Consider the following 21,159-nt stretch of genomic DNA (forward strand, 5'->3'; position numbering starts at 1 on the left):
TTCGATGCGCTGCCGCAAATCGGTCGTTCAGACCGGGTTATGAATATCGATAAAAAGGTGTTCGATATCGAATTCTTCGGACAAGTGGCGCCCCAGCGCCTGGATTCCGTAGCGTTCGGTTGCATGGTGCCCTGCCGCAACGAACGCGACGCCGCTCTCCGCGGCCGCGTGCGTGACGGATTCCGACACCTCGCCGGTCAGGAACACGTCGGCGCCGGCATCGATCGCGGCATCGAAATAGCTTTGTGCGGCGCCGGTGCACCACGCGATGCGGCGTAGCTGCATGTCCGTATCGCCAAGCACAAGCGGCGTGCGGCCGAGCGTGCGCTCGACCTTCGCGACGAAGTGCTCGAGCGTGACGGGCATCGGCAGCGTCGCCATCCAGCCGAGGTCGCCGTCGCCGAAACGCTGATCGCCGATCAGCCCGAGCTTCTGGCCGAGCTGCGCGTTGTTGCCGAGCTCGGGGTGCGCGTCGAGCGGCAGGTGGAACGCGAACAGGTTCAGATCGTTCGCGAGCAGCAGCTTCAGGCGCTGGTATTTGCGGCCCGTGATCTGCGGCGCCTCGTTGCGCCAGAAATAGCCGTGATGAACGAGCACCGCATCCGCCCCCCATTCGAGCGCGGCTTCGAGGAACGCGACCGACGCCGTCACGCCGGTGGCGATCTTCTCGATCTTGCGGCGCCCCTCGACCTGGAGGCCGTTCGGGCAATAGTCCTTGAAGCGCGCGGTTTCAAGGGTATTGTTCAAGTACAATTCGAGTTCGATCCGATCCATATAAACCTCTAATCCATTCAGATGCTTAGACGCTTCTGGCTGTTCTTCGCGCAGGCGGTAACCGTACTGCTCGCGCTGATGTTCATCGTCGTGACGCTCAAGCCGCAATGGCTGCAACGGCAAGGACAGCTCGGCAAGCAGCTCGCCACGCCGATCGTTGCGCTGCGGGAAGTGGCGCCGGGCATCGGCGGAGCGCCGGCGACCACGTCGTACGCGGAAGCCGCGCAAAAGGCGATGCCCGCCGTCGTCAACGTATTCTCCAGCAAAGACGGCTCGCTGCCGCCCGATCCGCGGGCGAAGGATCCGCTGTTCCGCTACTTCTTCGGCGACCGCAACGCGCGCAAGCAGCAGGACGAACCGGCCGCCAACCTCGGCTCCGGCGTCATCGTGAGCCCTGAAGGTTACATTCTAACGAACCAGCACGTCGTGGACGGCGCCGACCAGATCGAAGTCGCGCTCGCCGACGGTCGCACGGCCACCGCGAAGGTGATCGGCAGCGACCCCGAGACCGATCTCGCCGTACTGAAGATCAACATGACGAACCTGCCGACGATCACGCTCGGCCGTTCCGACCAGTCGCGCGTCGGCGACGTCGTCCTCGCGATCGGCAACCCGTTCGGCGTCGGCCAGACGGTCACGATGGGAATCATCAGCGCGCTCGGCCGCAATCACCTCGGCATCAACACGTTCGAGAACTTCATCCAGACCGATGCGCCGATCAACCCCGGCAACTCGGGCGGCGCGCTGGTCGACGTGAACGGCAACCTGCTCGGCATCAATACGGCGATCTATTCGCGCTCGGGCGGCTCGCTCGGCATCGGCTTCGCGATCCCCGTGTCGACCGCGCGCACCGTGCTCGAAAGCATCATCACGACGGGCTCGGTCACGCGCGGCTGGATCGGCGTCGAGCCGCAGGACGTCACGCCGGAAATCGCCGAGTCGTTCGGGCTCCAGCAGAAGTCGGGCGCGATCGTCGCGGGCGTGCTGCAGGGCGGTCCGGCCGACAAGGCCGGCATCAAGCCGGGCGACATCCTCGTGAGCGTGAACGGCGACGAAATCACCGACACGACGAAGCTGCTGAACACCGTCGCGCAGATCAAGCCGGGCACGTCGACCAAGGTGCACGTCGTGCGCAAGGGCAAGGAGTTCGACCTGAACGTCGTGATCGGCAAGCGCCCGCCGCCGCCGAAGCAGGCGCTCGACGAACAGGACAGCGACAGCGAGTGACATCCGGCGGGCGGCGCGTCTGCGCCGCTTGCTGGCAGCAGGCGGAAACGAAAAACCCCCAGGGGCTGGAATGATGTCCAACGCTTGGGGGTCAACTCGATTCGGCTGCTCTTCCGCTTTGCTTCGAAACGCTTTCGTCGCGGTGAAGCCGAGTTCTCGCCCTCACCGTTTGCCCTTCCGGCCACTCGCCCGGCTTCGATGTTGCTTGCCGAAAGGCCGCATCGACGGCGGCCAGCATGCCGGCCACCGCACACCGTTTCCTGCTCAACTGGCGGCGCCGTTCTCCGGCTCGGGTTCTTCCGTCGTCGGCTTCGGTACGAAGAACCGCGCGGCCAGCAGCCCGACCTCGAACAGCACGATGAGCGGCAGCGCGAGCATCAGCTGCGAGAATACGTCCGGCGGCGTGACGACCGCCGCGACGACGAACGCGCCGACGATCACGTACGGCCGCATTTCCTTCAGCTTCTTCAGCGTCAGCACGCCCATCCGGACGAGCAGCACGACGATGATCGGCACCTCGAACGTGACCCCGAATGCGATGAACATCCCGAGCACGAAGCTCAGGTAGTTGTCGATGTCGGTCGACATCTCCGCGCCGAGCGGCGCGTTGTAGTGCGCCATCACGCGGAAGATCGTCGGGAACACGAGGAAGTACGCGAACGCCATCCCGCACAGGAACAGGAAGTAGCTGCTGCCGACGAGCGGCATGACGAGCTTCTTCTCGTGCTGGTACAGGCCCGGCGCGACGAACGCCCAGATCTGGTACAGCACGATCGGCAACGCGATCACGAGCGCGACGAGCATCGTGACCTTCATCGGCACGAAGAACGAGCCGGTGACGTCGGTCACGATCATCCTGCCGCCCTTCGGCAGGTTTTCCATCAGCGGCCGCGCGAGCAGCCGGAAGATGTCGGGCGCCCAGTACACGAGCCCGAGGAACACGACGATCACGGCCAGCCCCGCGCGAATGATGCGATCGCGAAGCTCGACGAGATGGGAAATGAAGGTTTCTTCCGGGGCGTCGCCCGGATTCTGCTGGGGGTCGCTCACACCGGCCCTCGGTAGGATTGACGAGCGAGCATGCGCTCGGCTCAGAGAAAGCGCGTCGGCCGGCGCAGGCTGGCCGGCTGGTGGCGCGCGACACGCGCGGCGCCCGACTGCACGTGCGTGCGGCGGGTCGTCGCGCGCTTGTACCAGACAGGCATCGCCGCCTGCTTCACACGCCAGTTGCGACGCTTGCGCGAGAGCGCGGCCGTACTGCCGCGCCACGACGGCGCCGCAGGCGTGTCGGAACCGTACGTGCCGGCATCGACCGAGCCTTCGTTAAGACCGCCGACCGCGGAATGCCACGTGTCGTTCAGTTCCTTCTCGTGCTCGCGCAGGTTGTCGTGAATCGTCGTCTCGACATTGCGCGCGGCAGACTCGAAATCCGTCTTCATCGTCCGCAGCGCGTCGAGTTCGATTTCGCGCGAGACCTCGGACTTCACGTCGTTGATGTACCGCTGCGCGCGGCCGAACAATGCGCCTGCCGTGCGCGCGACGCGCGGCAGGCGCTCGGGGCCGAGCACCACGAGCGCGACGACGCCGATCAGCGCCATCTTCGAAAGACCGAGATCCAGCATCGCGTATGCCTGTCAGCTTGCCGGCGTTACGCCTTGTTCGAATCGGAACGCGTCGTTTCCTTCGCGTCGACGTCGACCGAGCCCGTGCGCGGCAGTTGCTGCGCGTCCGCCGGTGTCTCGCCTTCCTTCATGCCGTCCTTGAAGCCCTTCACGGCGCTGCCGAGGTCGTTGCCGATGTTGCGCAGCTTCTTCGTACCGAAAACCAGCGCGACGATCAGCAGCACGATCAGCCAGTGCCAAATGCTCAATCCACCCATGATGAAACCTCTCCTCAACCATGCCGCGTGGCGGCGCAAATCGCCGGCGGCACGCCGGCTTCGACTATCGATGCGGGGAAACGCCCCGCTACGTCAACCCATCCGCAGCCACGGCCGCGGACCGGCCAGGATATGCGCGTGCAGGTGGTAGACCTCCTGCCCGCCGCCGGGGCCCGTGTTGATCACCGTGCGAAAACCGGTTTCGCCGCCCGTGTAGGCAACGCCGAGCTGGTCGGCCAGACGCGCGACGAGCAGCATCAGCCGGCCGAGCATCGGCGCATCGGCCTCGCTGGCCGCCGACAGTGTCGGCAGGTGCCGGCGCGGAATCACCAGCACGTGCGTCTCGGCCGCCGGGCGGATGTCGCGGAACGCGACGAATTCGTCGTCCTCGTGCACCTTCGCGCTCGGGATCTCGCCCGCCGCGATCTTGCAGAACAGGCAATTCGGATCGTGACTCATGTTGCTCCTGCGAAACGCCCCGCGCGCCGGTCAGAACCAGGCCTGCGGATCGAGCGTCTTGTTGTCGTTCAGGTACAGCCAACCTTTGATGATACGGTACAGCGTCCAGATCCACGTGACAAACATGATCGCGAATCCCACCACCACGAACATCAGCGCGAATCCGATCACGTATGCGATCAGCGCGCGCCAGAACGTGCGGATCTGCCACTCGAAATGGTCGGCGTACGGCGTGCCGGCCACGTCGCCGCGTTTCACGTAGTTGATGATGATCGCGATGATGCCGGTTACGCCGCCCGTCAGCCAATGAATCGCGTAGAGGCCATACAGCACGTGCGTCAGCGTGCGCAAGCCGTTCAGCCGCTCGGCGTCCGCTGCGCCCGGCACCGACGGCGTTGGAAACTCGCTCGGCGTATCGGTCATGATGCTACCCCCGTTAGATGACAATTCTTACAGCTTACCGCACTGTTGCCGGCGCGGCAGGCCGCGCGCCGTCACCCGCCGTTTTCCTCGCGCTCGCGGCGCTTGCGCAGCGCCTTTTCCTCGATGCCCGACAGCCCTTCGCGGCGCTCGAGCTCGCCGATCACGTCGGCCGGGCTCAGGTCGAAATGCGACAGCATCACGAGGCAGTGGAACCACAGGTCGGCCACTTCGCCGACCAGCGCCGTCGGCGCGCCGCCCTGGCGCACGTCCTTCGCGGCCAGCACGACTTCGGTCGCCTCTTCGCCGATCTTCTTCAGCACCGCGTCGTCGCCCTTGTGAAACAGGCGCGATACGTACGATTGATCGGGGTCGCCGCCCTTGCGGCTATCGATCACGGCCGCGAGGCGCAGCAGCGTGTCTTCGGTCGATTGCGTCATTTGTAGATGTGTTCGGGATCTTTCAGCACCGGATCGACCGCGACCCAGTCGCCGCCGTCCACGGTCCCTTCGAATTTCTGGAAGAAGCACGAATGCCGGCCGGTGTGGCATGCGATGCCCGACACCTGCTCGACCTTCAGCAGCACGACGTCCTCGTCGCAGTCGAGCCGCACCTCGTGCACGTGCTGCACGTGGCCCGACTCCTCGCCCTTGAACCACAGGCGCTTGCGCGAGCGCGAATAATAAACCGCGCGCTGCGTCTCGATCGTCTTCGCGAGTGCCTCGCGATTCATCCACGCGAACATCAGCACGTCGTTCGTCGACGCTTCCTGCGCGATCACTGGCACGAGGCCGTTGTCGTCCCAGCGGACCTTGTCGAGCCACGCGGGCAGGGCTTTCGTTTCCGTATTCATCACAGCCTCACCGGGATGCCCTGGTCGGACATGAAGCGCTTCGCCTCGCCGACCGTGTGCTCGCCGTAGTGGAAGATGCTCGCGGCCAGCACGGCGTCGGCGCGGCCGTCCTTGATGCCGTCGGCCAGGTGCTGCAGCGAGCCGACGCCGCCCGACGCGATCACCGGCACCGGCACCGCGTCCGACACGCCGCGCGTGAGCGCGAGGTCGAAGCCCGACTTCGTGCCGTCGCGGTCCATGCTCGTGAGCAGGATCTCGCCCGCGCCGAGCTCGGCCATCTTGCGCGCCCATTCGATCGCGTCGAGGCCCGTGTTCTTGCGACCGCCGTGCGTGAACACTTCCCAGCGCGGCGTCTCGCCGTCGGCCGATACGCGCTTCGCGTCGATCGCGACGACGATGCACTGCGAGCCGTACTTGTCGGCCGCGTCGCGCACGAGCTGCGGGTTCGCGACCGCCGACGAATTCATGCTGACCTTGTCCGCGCCCGCATTCAGCAGGCGCCGCACGTCCTCGACGGCGCGCACGCCGCCGCCGACGGTCAGCGGAATGAACACCTGCGACGCGACGGCTTCGATGATCGGGAGGATCAGGTCGCGCTGGTCGGAGGTCGCGGTGATATCGAGGAACGTCAGTTCGTCGGCGCCCTGGTCGTCATAGCGGCGGGCGATTTCGACGGGGTCGCCGGCATCGCGCAGCTCGACGAAGTTGACGCCCTTGACGACGCGCCCGGCGGTCACGTCCAGGCAGGGGATGATGCGTTTAGCTAGAGCCATGATGTTGCGCCAAAGGCCGCGATGGGACGGCCGGTTACGGAAGCCTCGCGCGAGGCTTCCGGTCGGGGCCGCCAGCAGGCAGCCCCGGCGAACGGGACAACCGCGCTTACGCGTTGTCGAGTTCGCCGTTCAGTTCGTCCGCGCGCTTTTGCGCGGCCGCGAAATCGAGATCGCCGGAGTAGATCGCACGGCCGCAGATCACGCCTTCGACGCCGTGCTCTTCCACTTCGCACAGGCTATCGATGTCCGCGAGGTTCGACAGGCCGCCGCTGGCGATCACCGGAATGCCGACCGCCTGAGCGAGCTTCACGGTCGCCTCGATGTTGATGCCCTGCAGCATCCCGTCGCGGCCGATGTCGGTGTAGACGATCGATTCGACGCCGTAGTCCTCGAACTTCTTCGCGAGATCGATCACTTCGTGGCCGGTCAGCTTGCTCCAGCCGTCGGTCGCGACCTTGCCGTCCTTCGCATCGAGGCCGACGATGATGTTGCCCGCGAACGCGGTGCACGCATCCCGCAGGAAGCCCGGGTCCTTCACGGCCGCCGTGCCGATGATCACGTAGGACAGGCCGGCGTCGAGATACTTCTCGACCGTCTCGAGGCTGCGGATGCCGCCGCCGAGCTGTACGGGGATTTCGTCGCCGACCTCGTCGAGGATCGCTTCGATCGCGTCGAGGTTCTTCGGCTTGCCGGCGAATGCGCCGTTCAGGTCGACCAGATGCAGCCGCCGGGCGCCGAGATCGACCCACTTGCGGGCCATCGCCGCCGGGTCCTCGGAGAAAATCGTGGCCTGGTCCATATCGCCCTGTTTGAGGCGCACACACTGACCGTCTTTGAGATCGATGGCCGGAATCAGCAGCATAGCAATCGGGTGTCGTCGTGGAAGAAGAAAAGAATCCGGCGCGTACCGGCCAATCCGGTACCGCGCCGCCTCGCTAGTTTAGTACAACTCTTTCGGCGCTTTCGCGAGCGCGCTGTGTGCGACAGGCCCTTCCGGCCCGCCGACTGTGGCACGCACGCGACGCTCACGGCTTCCAGTGTACGAAGTTGCGATACAGACGCAACCCGACTTCCGCGCTTTTCTCGGGGTGGAATTGGGTCGCGAAGAGATTGTCCCGCGCGACCGCGGACGTAAACGGCGCGCCGTATGCCGTTTCGCCGACCGTGTGTGCCGGGTTGTCCGGCCTCACGTAATAGCTGTGTACGAAGTAAAAGTATGCGTCGTCGGGCACGCCGTCCCACAATGGGTGCGGCTGCGACTGGCGCACGCGGTTCCAGCCCATCTGCGGCACCTTGAAGCGCGAGCCGTCATCCTGCAGCCGGCCGTCCAGCTCGAAGCGCACGACCTTGCCGGGCAACAGGCCCAGGCCCTTCGTGTCGCCTTCCGCGCTCCAGTCGAACAGCATCTGCTCGCCGACGCACACGCCGAGCAGCGGCTTCGTGCGCGAGGCCTCGATCACCGCCTCCTGCAGCCCCGATTCGCCGAGGCAGCGCATGCAGTCGGGCATCGCGCCCTGGCCGGGCAGCACGACGCGGTCGGCCGCGCGAATCGCGTCCGGCGTGTCGACGATCGCCACGTCGGCGGCCGGTTCGGCCTTCTTGAGCGCCTGCGCGACCGAGCGCAGGTTGCCCATCCCATAATCCACAATCGCAATCGAAGTTTTCATCTCAGTGCAGGCAGTAGCGCCCTCAGTCCGTTGACGATGAATTCCACCGCCAGCGCCGACAGCATCAAACCCATCAGCCGCGTGGCGATGTTGATGCCGGTGCGGCCGATCCAGTTCGCGATCGGCTCGGCGAGCCGCATCGCGACGAAACACAGAAAAGCCAGGGCCGCGCCGATCGCGACCAGCCCGGCTCGCTCATACCAGTGATGCGAGTTCGCCGCATAGATGATCACCGTGCTGATCGAGCCGGGGCCCGTGAGCAGCGGAATCGCCAACGGCACGACCGCGATGTTGTCCTTCGACTCGGCTTCGTAGCGCTCCTCCGGCGTCGATCGCGTGTTGCCGATCTGCGCGTTCAGCATGTTGATCGCCATCAGCAGCATGATGATCCCGCCGCCCACTTCGAGCGAGCCGACCGAAATGCCGAAGAAGTCGATGATCTGCTGCCCGAGCAGCGTCGTCACCGTCATCACGCAGAACACCGACACCGACGCGATCCGGATCGTGCGGCGCCGCTCACCGTCCGTTTGCTGCGCGGTCAGGCTCAGGAAAAACGGCACCGCGCCGACCGGGTTGATCAGCGCCAGCAGCGAAATGAACGATTTGAGCAGATCCATCGCAAGCCGGCGCGGCGCGCCGAAGCCGTGAGGTTGTCCTGGGCGTGGGCCCGTTCGGAAGGTTAGAGGCTGCCCTTCGTCGACGGAATCTGCCCCGCCGCGCGCTCGTCGAGCTCCACCGCCGCACGCAGCGCCCGGCCGAAGGCCTTGAACACCGTTTCGAGCTGATGGTGCGCGTTGATCCCGCGCAGGTTGTCGATGTGCAGCGTGACGCCCGCGTGGTTCACGAACCCGCGGAAGAATTCGATCGACAGGTCGACGTCGAACGTACCGATCCGCGCACGCGTGAACGGCACGTGGAATTCGAGACCCGGCCGGCCCGAGAAGTCGATCACGACGCGCGACAGCGCCTCGTCGAGGGGCACGTACGAATGGCCGTAGCGGCGAATGCCCTTCTTGTCGCCGATCGCCTTCGCGACGGCCTGGCCGAGCGTGATACCGACGTCCTCGACCGTGTGGTGGTCGTCGATATGTGTATCGCCATGCGCTTCGACCTCGAGATCGATCAGACCATGTCGCGCGATCTGATCGAGCATATGGTCGAGAAACGGCACGCCGGTGGCCAGCTTCTGCCGGCCCGTACCGTCGAGATCGAGCTTCACACGGATCTGCGTTTCGCTGGTATTGCGAACGACTTCCGCCACACGCATGGCAATTCCTTGAATGAGTCTGATGTAAATGGGGATTGATCGTCGCGCGCCGCCGCGCCCTGGGCTCAACCGGGCAGCGCGAGTTTCAAGGCAGCCAGCAGGCGTGCGTTTTCGTCGGGAGAACCGACGGTCAGCCGCACGCATTCGGCCAGCAACGGATGCATTTTACTCACGTTTTTGATCAGCACCCGCTCGGTGAGCAGCGCATCGAACACGGCAGCCGCGTCCGGCACGCGCACCAGCAGGAAATTGCCGGCGCTCGGGAACACCGTCGCGCCCGGCAGCGCGGCCACGGCCTGCGCGAGGCGCGTGCGTTCCGCACGCAGTTCGGCCGCCTGCGCATCGAGCACGTCGAGGTGGTCGAGCAGGAAATCGGCGCTCGCCTGGGTCAGCACGTTGATGTTGTACGGCGGGCGCACCTTGTCGAACTCGGTCAGCCACGCGGGCAGCCCGGCGAGATAGCCGAGGCGGATGCCTGCCAGGCCGAGCTTCGACACCGTGCGCATCACGACGACGTTGTCGAACTCGGCGGCGCGCGGCAGCCACGAGCGCTCCGCGAACGGCTGATACGCCTCGTCGATCACGATCAGGCTGTGTTGCGCGGCCGCGATGATCCGCTCGACGTCGGCTTCGTCGTACAGCGTGCCGGTCGGGTTGTTCGGGTACGCGAGATAGACGAGCGCCGGCCGGTGCTCGGCGATCGCCGCGATCATCGCGTCGGCGTCGAGCGTCAGGTCGTCCTTGAGCGGCACCCCGACGAATTCGAGCTGCGCGAATTTCGCGGACAGCTCGTACATCACGAAGCCCGGCACCGGCGCGAGCACCTTCGCGCCCGGCTTCGCGCAGGCCACCGACATCATGCTGATGATTTCGTCCGAGCCGTTGCCGAGCAGCACGTCGCACGCGGCCGGCACGCCCATCGCGTGGCGCAGCTTGTCGAGCAGCGCGCCCGGGCGCGGCGCCGGATAGCGGTTCAGCGCGACCTGCGCGAGGCGCTCGCCGAGCGCGGCCGCCAGCGGCGCGGGCAGCGAATACGGGTTCTCCATCGCGTCGAGCTTCACGAAGCCGCTCGCGTCGGGCACCGGGTAGCTCGTCATCGCGAGCACGTCGCGGCGGATGATGTCTTGGGGCGTCGTCATGGTCTCAAGCCGGCGTGCTTCGCGCCGGCGTCAAATGGTTTCGGCACGGCGGCGGCTGCCGCCCTGCGCGGGGTCTCCTCGTCGACCGCGGCCGGTGCATCGGCACCGGCTGCGGCGCGTGTCACCCCTTCATCCGGAGCTCGGCGCTGCGCGCGTGCGCCTGCAGCCCTTCGCCGTACGCGAGCTCGGATGCGATCTCGCCCAGCGTCTGCGCACCTTCGGCGCTGACTTCGATCAGGCTCGAGCGCTTGATGAAGTCGTACACGCCGAGCGGCGACGAGAAGCGCGCGGTGCGCGACGTCGGCAGCACGTGGTTCGGGCCCGCGCAGTAGTCGCCGAGGCTTTCGCTCGTGTAGCGGCCGAGGAAGATCGCGCCGGCGTGACGGATCTGCTGGCCCCATTGCTGCGGCTCCAGCGCGGAAATCTCGAGGTGCTCGGGCGCGATGTCGTTCGCGATCCGGCACGCTTCGGCCATGTCGCGCACCTTGATCAGCGCGCCGCGGCCTTCGAGCGACGCACGGATCACCTCCCGGCGCGGCATCGTCGGCAGCAGCTCGTCGATCGCCTTCTCGACGCGCTCGAGGAACGCGGCGTCCGGGCACAGCAGGATCGACTGCGCGAGCTCGTCGTGTTCGGCCTGCGAGAACAGGTCCATCGCGACCCAGCTCGGATCGGTCGTGCCGTCGCACAGCACGAGGATTTCCGACGGGCCGGCGATCATGTCGATGCCGACCGTGCCGAACACGCGGCGCTTCGCCGATGCGACGTACGCATTGCCCGGCCCGCAGATCTTGTCGACCGGGGGCACCGTGGCCGTGCCGTACGCGAGCGCGCCGACCGCCTGCGCGCCGCCAATCGTGAACACGCGATCGACGCCGCCGAGCAGCGCCGCGGCGAGCACGAGGTCGTTCTTCACGCCGTCCGGGGTCGGCACGACCATCACGATCTCGCCGACGCCCGCGACACGCGCGGGAATCGCGTTCATCAGCACCGACGACGGATAGGCGGCCTTGCCGCCCGGCACGTACAGGCCGACGCGGTCGAGCGGCGTCACCTTCTGGCCAAGCACCGTGCCGTCGCTTTCCGTGTACTGCCAGCTATGCGTGCCGCACTCGATCTTCTGCTTCTCGTGGTACGCGCGCACGCGTGCGGCGGCCGCTTCCAGCGCCGCGCGCGCCTTCGGCGCGAGGCCGTCGAGCGCCGTCTGCAGCGCGTCCTGCGGCAGTTCGAGCGCGGCGACGCTGCTCGCGTCCAGCCGGTCGAAGCGGTTCGTGTACTCGAGCACCGCGGCGTCGCCGCGCGACTTCACGTCAGCGAGGATCTGCGCGACCGATTGCTCGATCGCTTCGTCCTCGCTTGCCTCGAACGCGAGCACCGCGCGCAGCGCGGCGCCGAAGCCGTCGCTCGTCGAATCGAGTTTGCGGATGGTGATGGCCATGGGAGTTCCGTTACGGTGATGCGCTCAATTGCCATTCTGCGACGCGCGTTCGAACGCGTCGAGAATCGGCTTGAGCGCCGCGCGCTTCAACTTCAGCGCAGCCTGGTTCACGACGAGGCGCGACGAGATCGCCATGATCTCCTCGACCTCGACCAGATTGTTCGCCTTCAGCGTGCCGCCCGAGCTGACGAGGTCGACGATCGCATCGGCCAGCCCAACCAGCGGCGCCAGCTCCATCGAGCCGTACAGCTTGATCAGGTCGACGTGCACGCCCTTCGCGGCGAAGTGTTCGCGTGCCGTTTCGACGTACTTGGTCGCGACCCGCAGGCGCGCGCCCTGGCGCACCGCGTTCGCATAGTCGAAACCGGCCGGCACGGCCACCGACATCCGGCAGCGTGCAATGTTCAGATCGATCGGCTGGTACAGGCCCGAGCCGCCGTGCTCGACCAGCACGTCCTTGCCGGCCACGCCGAAATCGGCCGCGCCGTATTCGACATAGGTCGGCACGTCGCTCGCGCGCACGATGATCACGCGCAGGTTCGGATCGGTCGTCGGCAGGATCAGCTTGCGCGACGTTTCAGGATCCTCGGCCACCTGCACACCGGCGGCCGCCAGCAGCGGCAGGGTTTCCTCGAAAATCCGGCCCTTCGACAGGGCGAGGGTCAGCGGCGCGGTCATGCTTGGCTCCCGGAGAGGCGGCGCACATTCGCGCCGACGGCGGTCAGTTTGGTTTCCATGCGGTCGTAGCCGCGGTCCAGGTGATAGATGCGGTCGACGAGCGTTTCGCCTTCGGCGCGCAGCCCGGCGATCACGAGGCTCGCCGAAGCCCGCAGGTCGGTCGCCATCACGTTCGCGCCGGACAGCTTGTCGACACCCGTCACGAGCGCCGTGTTGCCGTCGATCGTGATGTTCGCGCCGAGCCGGTTCAGCTCCTGCACGTGCATGAAGCGGTTCTCGAAGATGGTCTCGACGATCTGCGCGGTGCCCGTCGCGACCGAATTGAGGGCCATGAACTGCGCCTGCATGTCGGTCGGGAACGCCGGGTATTCCGACGTGCGGATCGTCACCGCCGACGGGCGGCGGTCCATCCGCACGCGCAGCCAGCTGTCGCCTTCCTCGATCGACACGCCGGCCTCGCGCAGCTTGTCGATCACCGCGTCGAGGATGTGCGGGCGTACGCCCGTCAGCAGCACGTCGCCGCCGGCCGCCGCGACCGCGCACAGGAACGTGCCGGCCTCGATGCGGTCGGGAATCACAGAATGGCGTGCGCCGTGCAGCCGCTCGACGCCCTGGATCACGAGGCGATCGGTGCCGATGCCGGAGATTTTCGCGCCCATCGCGACCAGCAAGTGTGCGAGATCGCTCACTTCCGGCTCGCGCGCCGCGTTCTCGATCACCGTCTCGCCGTCGGCCAGCGTCGCGGCCATCAGCAGGTTTTCCGTCCCCGTCACCGTGATCATGTCGGTCACGATACGCGCGCCCTTCAGGCGCTTCGCGCGCGCTTCGATGAAGCCGTGCTCGATGCTGATCTCGGCGCCCATCGCCTGCAGGCCCTTGATGTGCTGGTCGACCGGACGCGCGCCGATCGCGCAGCCGCCCGGCAGCGACACCTTCGCCTCGCCGAAGCGGGCGAGCAGCGGCCCGAGCACGAGAATCGACGCGCGCATCGTCTTGACGAGCTCGTACGGCGCGACGAGGTTGTCGACGCGCGACGCGTCGAGCTGCACGCGGCAGCCGTCCGTTTCGCTCTTCACGCCCATCTGGTTCAGCACCTTCAGCGTGGTGCGCACGTCCTTCAGGTTCGGCACGTTGTCGAGCTCGACCGGCTCGGCGCTGAGCAGCCCCGCGCACAGGATCGGCAGCGCGGCATTCTTCGCGCCCGACACGACGATCTCGCCCGAGAGCCGGCGACCGCCTTCGACCACCAGCTTGTCCATCCCGTGTCCCTGCGATTCCCCGTTGGCGGCCGGGTGTGCCGTGGCGACGCTCTGGACGGCGTCGCGCTCGTTGACGGTGACTTGCACTCAGTGGTTCCGGTTATGCGTTCTGCCATTCGGCGGGCGTCAGCGTCTTCATGCTGAGCGCGTGAATTTCCTGTTTCATGCGATCGCCGAGCGCCGCATAGACGAGCTGGTGCCGCTGGATCGGCCGCTTGCCTTCGAAGGCCGCCGACACGATCGTCGCGAAGAAATGCTGGCCGTCGCCTTCGACTTCCAGATGAGTGCAGGCGAGACCGCCGGCGATGTATTGCTTGACCTGTTCGGGAGTCGGCAACATGAGGGGGCTCCTGTCGGCGCGCGCCGCCCGTGGGCGGCCGCTGCCTGTCGATATCAATGACGCAGTTTGTAGCCGGTCGCGAGCAGCCGCATCGCGAAGATCGCGAGCAGCACGAAGAAACCGGTGACGATCGCAAGGCTCGCGAGCGGGTTGATGTCGGACGCGCCGAAGAACCCGTAACGGAAGCCGTCGATCATGTAGAAAAACGGGTTGAGACGCGAGATCTCGCGCCACACGGGCGGCAGCGAGTGCGTCGAATAGAACACGCCGGACAGGAACGTCAGCGGCATGATCAGGAAGTTCTGGAACGCGGCGAGCTGGTCGAACTTCTCGGCCCAGATCCCGGCGATCAGCCCCAGCGTGCCGAGGATCGCCGAGCCGAGCAGCGCGAATGCGATGATGAACAACGGCGCCGCGAAATGCATCGGGACAAACCAGATCGTCACGACGAACACGCCCGCGCCGACCGCGAGGCCGCGCACGACGGACGCGAGCACGTAGGCGCCGAAGATGTCGCGGTACGACAGCGGCGGCAGCAGCATGAACACGAGGTTGCCGGTGATCTTCGACTGGATCAGCGATGACGAGCTGTTCGCGAACGCGTTCTGCAGCACGCTCATCATCACGAGGCCGGGCACGAGAAAGCTCACGTACTCGACGCCCGGATACACCTCGACGCGGCCCGACAGCGCGTGGCCGAAGATCGTCAGATACAGCAGCGCCGTCACGATCGGTGCGCACACCGTCTGGAACGACACCTTCCAGAAACGCAGCAGTTCCTTGTAGAACAGCGTGCGAAACCCGCTTCCAGCCACTACGACGGGCTCGGGCGTTTGCCGGGAACGGGGAGACCGGGCCTCCCCGGGCGAACGCAGTTCGCGTGTGGGTTGTTGATTCATGCCAGACCCTCGATCACCTCGGCCCCGTTCATCACCTGGACGAACACATCTTCGAGGTCGGCCTTGCGGACCTCGATCTCGTCGAACGTGCAGCCCGCCGCGCGACACTGCGCGAGGATGCGCTCGACATCGTCGTAGCTCGTCAGACGCAGCAGGTGCTCGCCCGGCGCGCGCGCGGCCGGATCGGCCTCCAGCCCTCGCAGTTCGGCGGGCAGCGCGCCCGTCGCGAGCCGCAGGTACAGCTGCAGCCCCGCGAAGCGGCGCAGCAGCGCGTCGGTGCGGTCGAGCGCGACGACTTCACCGCGACGCAGCATCGCGATGCGGTCGCACAGCGACTCGGCTTCCTCGAGGTAATGGGTGGTCAGGACGATCGTGTGGCCCTCGCGGTTCAGCCGCGAGATGAATTTCCACAGCGTCTGGCGCAGTTCGACGTCGACGCCGGCGGTCGGCTCGTCGAGCACGATCACGGGCGGCCGATGCACGAGCGCCTGTGCGACCAGCACGCGGCGCTTCATCCCGCCCGACAGCGCGCGCATGTTCGCGTCGGCCTTCTCGGTGAGGTCGAGATTGGCCATCACTTCGTCGATCCAGTCGTCGTTGCGGCGCAGCCCGAAATAGCCGGACTGGATCCGCAGCGTCTCGCGAACGGTGAAGAACGGGTCGAACACGAGTTCCTGCGGCACGACGCCGAGCGCGCGGCGCGCACCCCGGAAGTCCTTGACGACGTCGTGGCCGAGCACGGAGATACTGCCTTCATCGGCCCGGGCGAGCCCGGCGAGGATACTGATGAGCGTGGTCTTGCCTGCGCCGTTCGGGCCGAGCAAACCGAAAAACTCGCCTTCCTCGACCGACAGGCTGACGCCCTTGAGCGCCTGAAGCGATTTGTAGCGCTTCTTGACGTGACGGATTTCTATGGCTGACATGACTGTGCGCGACGCAAGGGCCGCGACGCCTATTCTGTGCTTGCTGCGGATGAAAATGGGGGCCGGACGCCGATTGGCTGCCCCGCAAAACGCTTGATTATAGGGCAAACCGGCTGGTGAGGCCGGCGCTGAAGGCGCGCGGCCTGAAGCGTGCGCGCGCCGGCTGGCGCGGCAGGCTTCGGTCGGACAGGGTCAATGTCGCCCGGTGCCGTCGATGAGCGCGTCGACGCCGTAGGCGTTCGCGAGGCTGGCGAGCTTCGGGGGGAGATTGAGGATGTCGAGGGTCGCGCCGCGCGCTTTCGCGGCACGTTGCCATGCGAGCAGCACGGCGAGCGCGGACGAGTCGAACTGCGTCAGCGCCGCGCAATCGACGGCGGTGGCGCCCGCGTCGATGCGCGCGAGACCGTCCGCGAGCGCGGACTTCGCGCTCGCGACGGTCAGCGAGGAGCCGGCTGCGAAGCCGCTCACGAAGCTTGCTTGCCCGCGGCAAGTTCCTGGTTGCGCTGCGTCAGGAACTTGATCAGGCCGTCCACGCCGCTTTGCTGGATCTTCTCGTTGAACTGCTGCTGGTACGTCTGGATCAGCCACGCGCCGAGCACGTTCAGGTCATACACCTTCCAGCCGTTGGCCGTCTTGTACAGGCGGTAGTCGATCTGGACCGGCTGGCCGTTGTTCATCGCGACCGTCTTCACGACGACGTCGGTGTCGGCCGGATCGGCGCGGAACGGCGGGTACTGGATCTGCTGGTCCGGCTTCAGCTGCGCGAGCGCGCCCGAATACGTGCGGATCAGCAGCAGCTTGAACTGCTCCTGAACCTGCTGCTGCTGCTCGGCCGACGCCGCGCGCCAGTTGCGGCCCATCGCGAGCTGCGTGGTGCGGCGGAAATCGGTGTACGGCAGGATGTCCTTGTTGACAATCGTGATGATGCGGTTGGTGTCGCCCTGCTTGATCGTCTGCTGCTTGACCTCGTCGAGCACCTGCTGCGTTGCCGTCTTGATCAGCGCCTGCGGGTTCGACTGGTCGACTTGCGCGTGAGCTGCGCTACCGAACGAGAACAGCGCCGCGAAAACGGGAATCAGGAACAGTTTTTTCATCATAGTGACCTGCATGAAGAGTCGATGCGGAGGTTGGAGCCGGTAGCTTACGCGCAAGTTCGCGAACGCTACCGACTGAATCGTTTCCGGCTGTAACGAATGTAAGTTGATCAGTGCAGCCGGATGCTCGGGAAGCGGAACCCGCCCGGCGACGGCGGCGCCACCTGCATCGGCGGCACGTTCGTTTCGCTGGCCGGGTTCGGCGCTTCGGGGGTACCCGACGCCGGTGCGGGAACGCCCGCACCCGATGCGCCGGCCGGCGCGGTCGCGCCGCCGACGGCAGCTGCGCCCGCCGTACCGGCCGCGCCGGCTGCCGCCGGTGCCGAGCCGTCATCCGGCAGATCGTACTTCGGCAGCGCGTCGTTGCTCGACGTCGCGGCGGCCTCGCCGCGCGCGTTGCTGATCAGCATCTGGCGGCGTTGCAGGTACGCGTTACGTACGAACGAATACTTGTCGAGCGCCGCGGCATCCAGCACGTCGCCCGCGCCGAGCAGGTTCGCACGCGTGTTGACGAGGTTCACGCCGAACAGGCCCCAGCTCAGGCCGTCCGGCTTCACGTAGGTGAGCGGGTTGCCGACGTAGTCGACGCCGAGGCCTGCCGTGTCGCGCAGCGTGCTCGGGCCGAGCAGCGGCAGCACGAGGTACGGGCCCGACGGCATGCCGTAGCGGCCCATCGTGATCCCGAAGTCGGCCGTGTGCTTCGGCAGTTTCGCGATCGTCGCGACGTCGAACAGGCCGCCGACGCCGAACACCGTGTTGATCACGACGCGCATGATGTCGCCGACGCCGTCCGCGATCCGCAACTGCACGATGTTGTTCGCCGCGATGTAGACGTCGCCGATGTTCGAGAAGAAGTTCGTCACGCTGTCGCGCACCGGCTGCGGCACCACGTACTGGTAGCCCTTCGCGACCGGCTTCAGCGCATATGTATCGACCGTGTCGTTGAACTTGTACATCGACCGGTTGAAACCTTCGAGCGGATCGCCCTTGGTCGGCGTCTGTACGGTCGCGCAACCGCTCAACGCGGCGACTGCCGCCACTGCGAGCGCGGCGTGCCTGATGCGGATCGTCTGCATGGTCATTCCCTCTTGTCTTTCTCTCGTGTGGTTATTGGGCAGCCGAGCCGGACACCGCGGACGCCGGCACCGCGACCGGTGCGGGCGCGGCGGGTGCTGCCGGTGCTGCCGGTGCTGCCGACGCACCGGAAGCCGGCTTCGCGCCGCCCGCGTCGGCCGCCTTGCTGTACAGGAACTGGCCGATCAGATTCTCGAGCACGATCGCCGACTGCGTCATCGTGATCGTATCGCCCGACTTCAGCATTTCGGTGTCGCCGCCCGGATCGAGCCCGATGTACTGCTCGCCGAGCAGGCCGGACGTCAGGATCTTCGCCGACGAATCCTTCGGGAACTGGTATTGGCCGTCGACATCGATCGTCACGAGCGCCTGATACGTATTGCTGTCGAAGCCGATCGCCTTCACGCGGCCGACCACGACGCCCGCGCTCTTCACGGCCGCACGCGGCTTCAGCCCGCCGATGTTGTCGAATTTCATCCTCACCGAGTAGGTCGGCTGAAACGACAGCGAGCTCATGTTGCCGACCTTGAGCGCCAGGAACAGCACCGCAAGGAAGCCCACCACCACGAACAGGCCGACCCAGAAGTCGAGAGCAGTCTTTTTCATCGTCATCCCAAAATTTGGCTTGGCTGAGGCTTAGCTGAACATCAGCGCGGTCAGCAGGAAATCGAGGCCGAGTACGGCGAGCGACGCGAATACGACCGTCTTGGTCGTCGCGCGCGACACGCCCTCGGGCGTGGGCTTCGCTTCATACCCTTGAAACAGTGCAATGAAGGTCACGGCGAACCCGAACACGATGCTCTTGATCACGCCGTTGCCGACGTCGGCCCACACCTGGACCCCGCCCTGCATCTGCGACCAGAACGCGCCCGGATCGACGCCGATCAATACGACGCCGACGAAATACCCGCCGAGCACGCCGACCGCGTTGAAGATCGCGGCGAGCAGCGGCATCGCGATGATGCCGGCCCACAGGCGCGGCGCGATCACCGTCTTGATCGGGTCGACGGCCATCATCTCGAGCGCGGTGAGCTGCTCGCCGGCCTTCATCAGGCCGATCTCGGCCGTGAGCGACGTGCCCGCGCGGCCCGCGAACAGCAGCGCGGTCACGACCGGGCCGAGCTCCCGCACGAGCGACAGCGCGACCAGCAGGCCGAGCGCCTGCTCGGACCCGTAGCGGTTCAGCGTGTAGTAGCCCTGCAGGCCGAGCACGAAGCCGACGAACAGGCCCGACACGGCAATGATCACGAACGAATAGTTGCCGAGGAAGTGGATCTGCTTCGTGACCAGCCGCGGCCGGCGCAGCAGCGGGAAGAATTCCAGCACGAGGCGCACGAACAGCCGCGTGCCGTAGCCCGCGCGCTCGAGGCCGCCGATGACGTAACGTCCGATCGCGCTGATCATGCGCGCCCTCCGCCGAGCCCGAAATCCGCCGCCAGCGGCGGGCTCGTGTAATGAAATTTGAACGGGCCGTCCGGTGCGCCGTCGATGAACTGCCGCACGCTCGGATCGGTCGACGCGCGCAGCTCGGCGGGCGTACCCTGCGCGAGCACGCCGCCGTTGGCCAGAAAATACACGTAATCGGCGATCGCGAAGGATTCCGGCACATCGTGCGTGACGAGGATCGACGTTGCGCCGAGCGCCTGGTTCAGCGTGCGGATCAGGTTCGCGGTGATGCCGAGCGAGATCGGATCGAGGCCCGCGAACGGCTCGTCGTACATGATGAGCTGCGGATCGAGCGCGATCGCGCGTGCGAGCGCGATACGGCGCGCCATCCCGCCCGACACCTCGGAGGGCATCAGGTCGCGAGCGCCGCGCAGCCCGACCGCGTTGAGCTTCATCAGCACGAGGTCGCGGACCAGGTCTTCGGGCAGGTCGGTGTGTTCGCGCAGCGCGAACGCGACGTTCTCGAACACCGACATGTCGGTGAACAGCGCGCCGAACTGGAACAGCATGCCCATCTTGCGGCGCAGCGCGTACAGGCCGTCGCGCGTCTGCGCGCCGACGTCGGCGCCGTCGAACAGCACCTGGCCGCGGCGCGCACGCACCAGGCCGCCGATCAGGCGCAGCACGGTCGTCTTGCCGCAGCCCGACCCGCCCATGACAGCGACGACCTGGCCGCGCCCGAAGCGCAGGTTCAGGTTCGACAGGACGAGGCGGTCGCCATAGCCAAAGTCGACGTCGCGAAGTTCCAGCAGAGTCTCGGTAGGAGTGGGGCTCACGGAGCTGACAGTCCTTTAACGCAGAACGCCGAATTATAGGGCCTGCATTGGAATGATGTCGTGACGCCGTTCCGGGCCCTGCGGTCAATGATTGTCAAATTGTCGGGCAAAACATTGCTGCAACGCAACAATTGCCGCCCGATAATCGATAGCGCCCGTTATCGCACTGACGACCGCGACGCTGCCGACGCCCGTCGCCAGCACGTCAGGCAACGCGTCGAGGCCCACGCCGCCGATCGCGACGAGCGGCGCCCGCGCCCCTGCGAAGCGCGCATAGCGGGCGATCCGCGCGAGTCCCTGCGGCGGCGCCGCAACCGCCTTGGTCGCGGTCGCGTACACCGGACCGAGGGCGAGATAGCTCGGGCGCTCGTGCAACGCCCGCAACATCTCGTAATAGCCGTGGCTCGACAGCCCGAGCCGCAGCCCGGCGCGCGCGATCGCGGCCAGATCGGCCGTCTCGAGGTCTTCCTGACCCAGATGTACGCCGTACGCCCCCTCTTCTACCGCGATCTGCCAGTGATCGTTGATGAACACACGCGCATCCGAATAGCCGCGCCCGGCCGCGACCGCACGCGCGATTTCGCGGCGCAACGCGGCGGGGTCCGCACCTTTCACGCGCAGCTGCACGGTCCGCGCGCCGCAATCGAGCACGCGCTCGACCCATTCGGCGTCGGGGACGACCGGATAGAGGCCGAGTTGCGCGGGGCACGGCGGGAATGCGGGCTCCGGCGCGGCGGCCAGGCCGGCGACGCGCGGAAATCGCGCGGCGTCGAC

The 21,159-nt window shown here is 66.5% G+C and carries 28 protein-coding genes; 1 reads left to right on the plus strand and 27 read right to left on the minus strand.

What is annotated here, in order from left to right:
* Window positions 1-27 precede the first annotated feature (27 nt).
* Entirely contained in the window at window positions 28-774 is a 747-nt protein-coding gene (locus tag F3J14_RS05015) for a Nif3-like dinuclear metal center hexameric protein (protein WP_166722061.1), read from the minus strand.
* A gap of 21 nt (window positions 775-795) precedes the next feature.
* Here F3J14_RS05015 and F3J14_RS05020 point away from each other — a divergent pair, with 21 nt between their 5' ends.
* Window positions 796-2,001, plus strand: coding sequence for a Do family serine endopeptidase (locus tag F3J14_RS05020; protein WP_166722062.1), 1,206 nt, complete (start codon window positions 796-798; stop codon window positions 1,999-2,001).
* 264 nt (window positions 2,002-2,265) lie between these two features.
* On the opposite strand, the gene tatC is transcribed toward F3J14_RS05020, so the two are convergent.
* The 26 genes from tatC to thiE form a co-directional block, all read right to left on the minus strand.
* On the minus strand, window positions 2,266-3,051 hold the full coding sequence (tatC, locus tag F3J14_RS05025) for a twin-arginine translocase subunit TatC (RefSeq protein WP_006751793.1): 786 nt from the start codon (window positions 3,049-3,051) through the stop codon (window positions 2,266-2,268).
* A gap of 41 nt (window positions 3,052-3,092) precedes the next feature.
* Window positions 3,093-3,623 (minus strand): Sec-independent protein translocase protein TatB, encoded by a 531-nt coding sequence (gene tatB, locus F3J14_RS05030; protein ID WP_166722063.1) that lies wholly within the window; start codon window positions 3,621-3,623, stop codon window positions 3,093-3,095.
* Window positions 3,624-3,649: 26 nt separating this feature from the next.
* Entirely contained in the window at window positions 3,650-3,880 is a 231-nt protein-coding gene (gene tatA / locus F3J14_RS05035; RefSeq protein WP_166722064.1) for a Sec-independent protein translocase subunit TatA, read from the minus strand.
* Window positions 3,881-3,973: 93 nt separating this feature from the next.
* Window positions 3,974-4,339, minus strand: coding sequence for a histidine triad nucleotide-binding protein (locus F3J14_RS05040; RefSeq protein WP_166722065.1), 366 nt, complete (start codon window positions 4,337-4,339; stop codon window positions 3,974-3,976).
* Between the two features lie 30 nt (window positions 4,340-4,369).
* The gene (locus tag F3J14_RS05045; RefSeq protein WP_166722066.1) at window positions 4,370-4,762 is read right to left on the minus strand and encodes a hypothetical protein; all 393 of its coding nucleotides are present in this window, start codon (window positions 4,760-4,762) and stop codon (window positions 4,370-4,372) included.
* Window positions 4,763-4,833: 71 nt separating this feature from the next.
* On the minus strand, window positions 4,834-5,199 hold the full coding sequence (locus tag F3J14_RS05050; RefSeq protein WP_006751798.1) for a phosphoribosyl-ATP diphosphatase: 366 nt from the start codon (window positions 5,197-5,199) through the stop codon (window positions 4,834-4,836).
* Window positions 5,196-5,612 (minus strand): phosphoribosyl-AMP cyclohydrolase, encoded by a 417-nt coding sequence (hisI, locus tag F3J14_RS05055; protein ID WP_006751799.1) that lies wholly within the window; start codon window positions 5,610-5,612, stop codon window positions 5,196-5,198. Before hisI ends, F3J14_RS05050 begins: the two co-directional genes overlap by 4 nt.
* Window positions 5,612-6,385: an imidazole glycerol phosphate synthase subunit HisF gene (hisF, locus tag F3J14_RS05060; RefSeq protein WP_006751800.1), complete on the minus strand. Its 774-nt coding sequence runs from the start codon at window positions 6,383-6,385 to the stop codon at window positions 5,612-5,614. Before hisF ends, hisI begins: the two co-directional genes overlap by 1 nt.
* 106 nt (window positions 6,386-6,491) lie before the next feature.
* On the minus strand, window positions 6,492-7,247 hold the full coding sequence (hisA, locus tag F3J14_RS05065; RefSeq protein WP_166722067.1) for a 1-(5-phosphoribosyl)-5-[(5-phosphoribosylamino)methylideneamino]imidazole-4-carboxamide isomerase: 756 nt from the start codon (window positions 7,245-7,247) through the stop codon (window positions 6,492-6,494).
* 163 nt (window positions 7,248-7,410) lie between these two features.
* Window positions 7,411-8,052 carry an imidazole glycerol phosphate synthase subunit HisH gene (gene hisH, locus F3J14_RS05070; RefSeq protein ID WP_166722068.1) on the minus strand — a complete coding sequence of 214 codons (642 nt, stop codon included), beginning with the start codon at window positions 8,050-8,052 and terminating at the stop codon, window positions 7,411-7,413.
* The gene (locus F3J14_RS05075; RefSeq protein ID WP_006751803.1) at window positions 8,049-8,669 is read right to left on the minus strand and encodes a YchE family NAAT transporter; all 621 of its coding nucleotides are present in this window, start codon (window positions 8,667-8,669) and stop codon (window positions 8,049-8,051) included. The genes hisH and F3J14_RS05075 overlap by 4 nt, the downstream gene beginning before the upstream one ends.
* A 62-nt stretch (window positions 8,670-8,731) precedes the next feature.
* A complete protein-coding gene (hisB, locus tag F3J14_RS05080; protein ID WP_006751804.1) occupies window positions 8,732-9,319 on the minus strand; it encodes an imidazoleglycerol-phosphate dehydratase HisB in 588 nt (195 codons plus the stop codon).
* A gap of 65 nt (window positions 9,320-9,384) precedes the next feature.
* A complete protein-coding gene (hisC, locus tag F3J14_RS05085; RefSeq protein WP_166722069.1) occupies window positions 9,385-10,458 on the minus strand; it encodes a histidinol-phosphate transaminase in 1,074 nt (357 codons plus the stop codon).
* A 121-nt stretch (window positions 10,459-10,579) separates the two neighbouring features.
* The gene (gene hisD / locus F3J14_RS05090) at window positions 10,580-11,896 is read right to left on the minus strand and encodes a histidinol dehydrogenase (protein WP_166722070.1); all 1,317 of its coding nucleotides are present in this window, start codon (window positions 11,894-11,896) and stop codon (window positions 10,580-10,582) included.
* Window positions 11,897-11,920: 24 nt separating this feature from the next.
* Window positions 11,921-12,574, minus strand: coding sequence for an ATP phosphoribosyltransferase (hisG, locus tag F3J14_RS05095; RefSeq protein WP_006751807.1), 654 nt, complete (start codon window positions 12,572-12,574; stop codon window positions 11,921-11,923).
* Window positions 12,571-13,920 carry a UDP-N-acetylglucosamine 1-carboxyvinyltransferase gene (gene murA / locus F3J14_RS05100; RefSeq protein ID WP_011655802.1) on the minus strand — a complete coding sequence of 450 codons (1,350 nt, stop codon included), beginning with the start codon at window positions 13,918-13,920 and terminating at the stop codon, window positions 12,571-12,573. The genes hisG and murA overlap by 4 nt, the downstream gene beginning before the upstream one ends.
* Window positions 13,921-13,933: 13 nt before the next feature.
* Window positions 13,934-14,173 carry a BolA family protein gene (locus F3J14_RS05105; RefSeq protein ID WP_006477131.1) on the minus strand — a complete coding sequence of 80 codons (240 nt, stop codon included), beginning with the start codon at window positions 14,171-14,173 and terminating at the stop codon, window positions 13,934-13,936.
* Window positions 14,174-14,226: 53 nt separating this feature from the next.
* On the minus strand, window positions 14,227-15,072 hold the full coding sequence (locus F3J14_RS05110) for an ABC transporter permease (RefSeq protein WP_247682131.1): 846 nt from the start codon (window positions 15,070-15,072) through the stop codon (window positions 14,227-14,229).
* Window positions 15,069-15,995 (minus strand): ABC transporter ATP-binding protein, encoded by a 927-nt coding sequence (locus tag F3J14_RS05115; protein WP_165750772.1) that lies wholly within the window; start codon window positions 15,993-15,995, stop codon window positions 15,069-15,071. Before F3J14_RS05115 ends, F3J14_RS05110 begins: the two co-directional genes overlap by 4 nt.
* A 192-nt stretch (window positions 15,996-16,187) precedes the next feature.
* Window positions 16,188-16,463 (minus strand): STAS domain-containing protein, encoded by a 276-nt coding sequence (locus F3J14_RS05120; protein WP_166722071.1) that lies wholly within the window; start codon window positions 16,461-16,463, stop codon window positions 16,188-16,190.
* The gene (locus F3J14_RS05125; RefSeq protein WP_043173530.1) at window positions 16,460-17,089 is read right to left on the minus strand and encodes an ABC transporter substrate-binding protein; all 630 of its coding nucleotides are present in this window, start codon (window positions 17,087-17,089) and stop codon (window positions 16,460-16,462) included. The genes F3J14_RS05120 and F3J14_RS05125 overlap by 4 nt, the downstream gene beginning before the upstream one ends.
* A 110-nt stretch (window positions 17,090-17,199) precedes the next feature.
* Window positions 17,200-18,165 carry a VacJ family lipoprotein gene (locus F3J14_RS05130; RefSeq protein ID WP_166722080.1) on the minus strand — a complete coding sequence of 322 codons (966 nt, stop codon included), beginning with the start codon at window positions 18,163-18,165 and terminating at the stop codon, window positions 17,200-17,202.
* A gap of 31 nt (window positions 18,166-18,196) precedes the next feature.
* The gene (gene mlaD / locus F3J14_RS05135) at window positions 18,197-18,775 is read right to left on the minus strand and encodes an outer membrane lipid asymmetry maintenance protein MlaD (RefSeq protein ID WP_166722072.1); all 579 of its coding nucleotides are present in this window, start codon (window positions 18,773-18,775) and stop codon (window positions 18,197-18,199) included.
* Between the two features lie 24 nt (window positions 18,776-18,799).
* Window positions 18,800-19,567, minus strand: coding sequence for a lipid asymmetry maintenance ABC transporter permease subunit MlaE (mlaE, locus tag F3J14_RS05140; RefSeq protein ID WP_011655796.1), 768 nt, complete (start codon window positions 19,565-19,567; stop codon window positions 18,800-18,802).
* Window positions 19,564-20,385 (minus strand): ABC transporter ATP-binding protein, encoded by an 822-nt coding sequence (locus tag F3J14_RS05145; protein ID WP_166722073.1) that lies wholly within the window; start codon window positions 20,383-20,385, stop codon window positions 19,564-19,566. Before F3J14_RS05145 ends, mlaE begins: the two co-directional genes overlap by 4 nt.
* 84 nt (window positions 20,386-20,469) lie before the next feature.
* On the minus strand, window positions 20,470-21,159 hold a 690-nt coding region (gene thiE, locus F3J14_RS05150), incomplete at its 5' end, for a thiamine phosphate synthase (protein ID WP_166722074.1).

It is taken from the genome of Burkholderia sp. Tr-862, assembly GCF_011753085.1.
Classification (GTDB): domain Bacteria; phylum Pseudomonadota; class Gammaproteobacteria; order Burkholderiales; family Burkholderiaceae; genus Burkholderia; species Burkholderia ambifaria.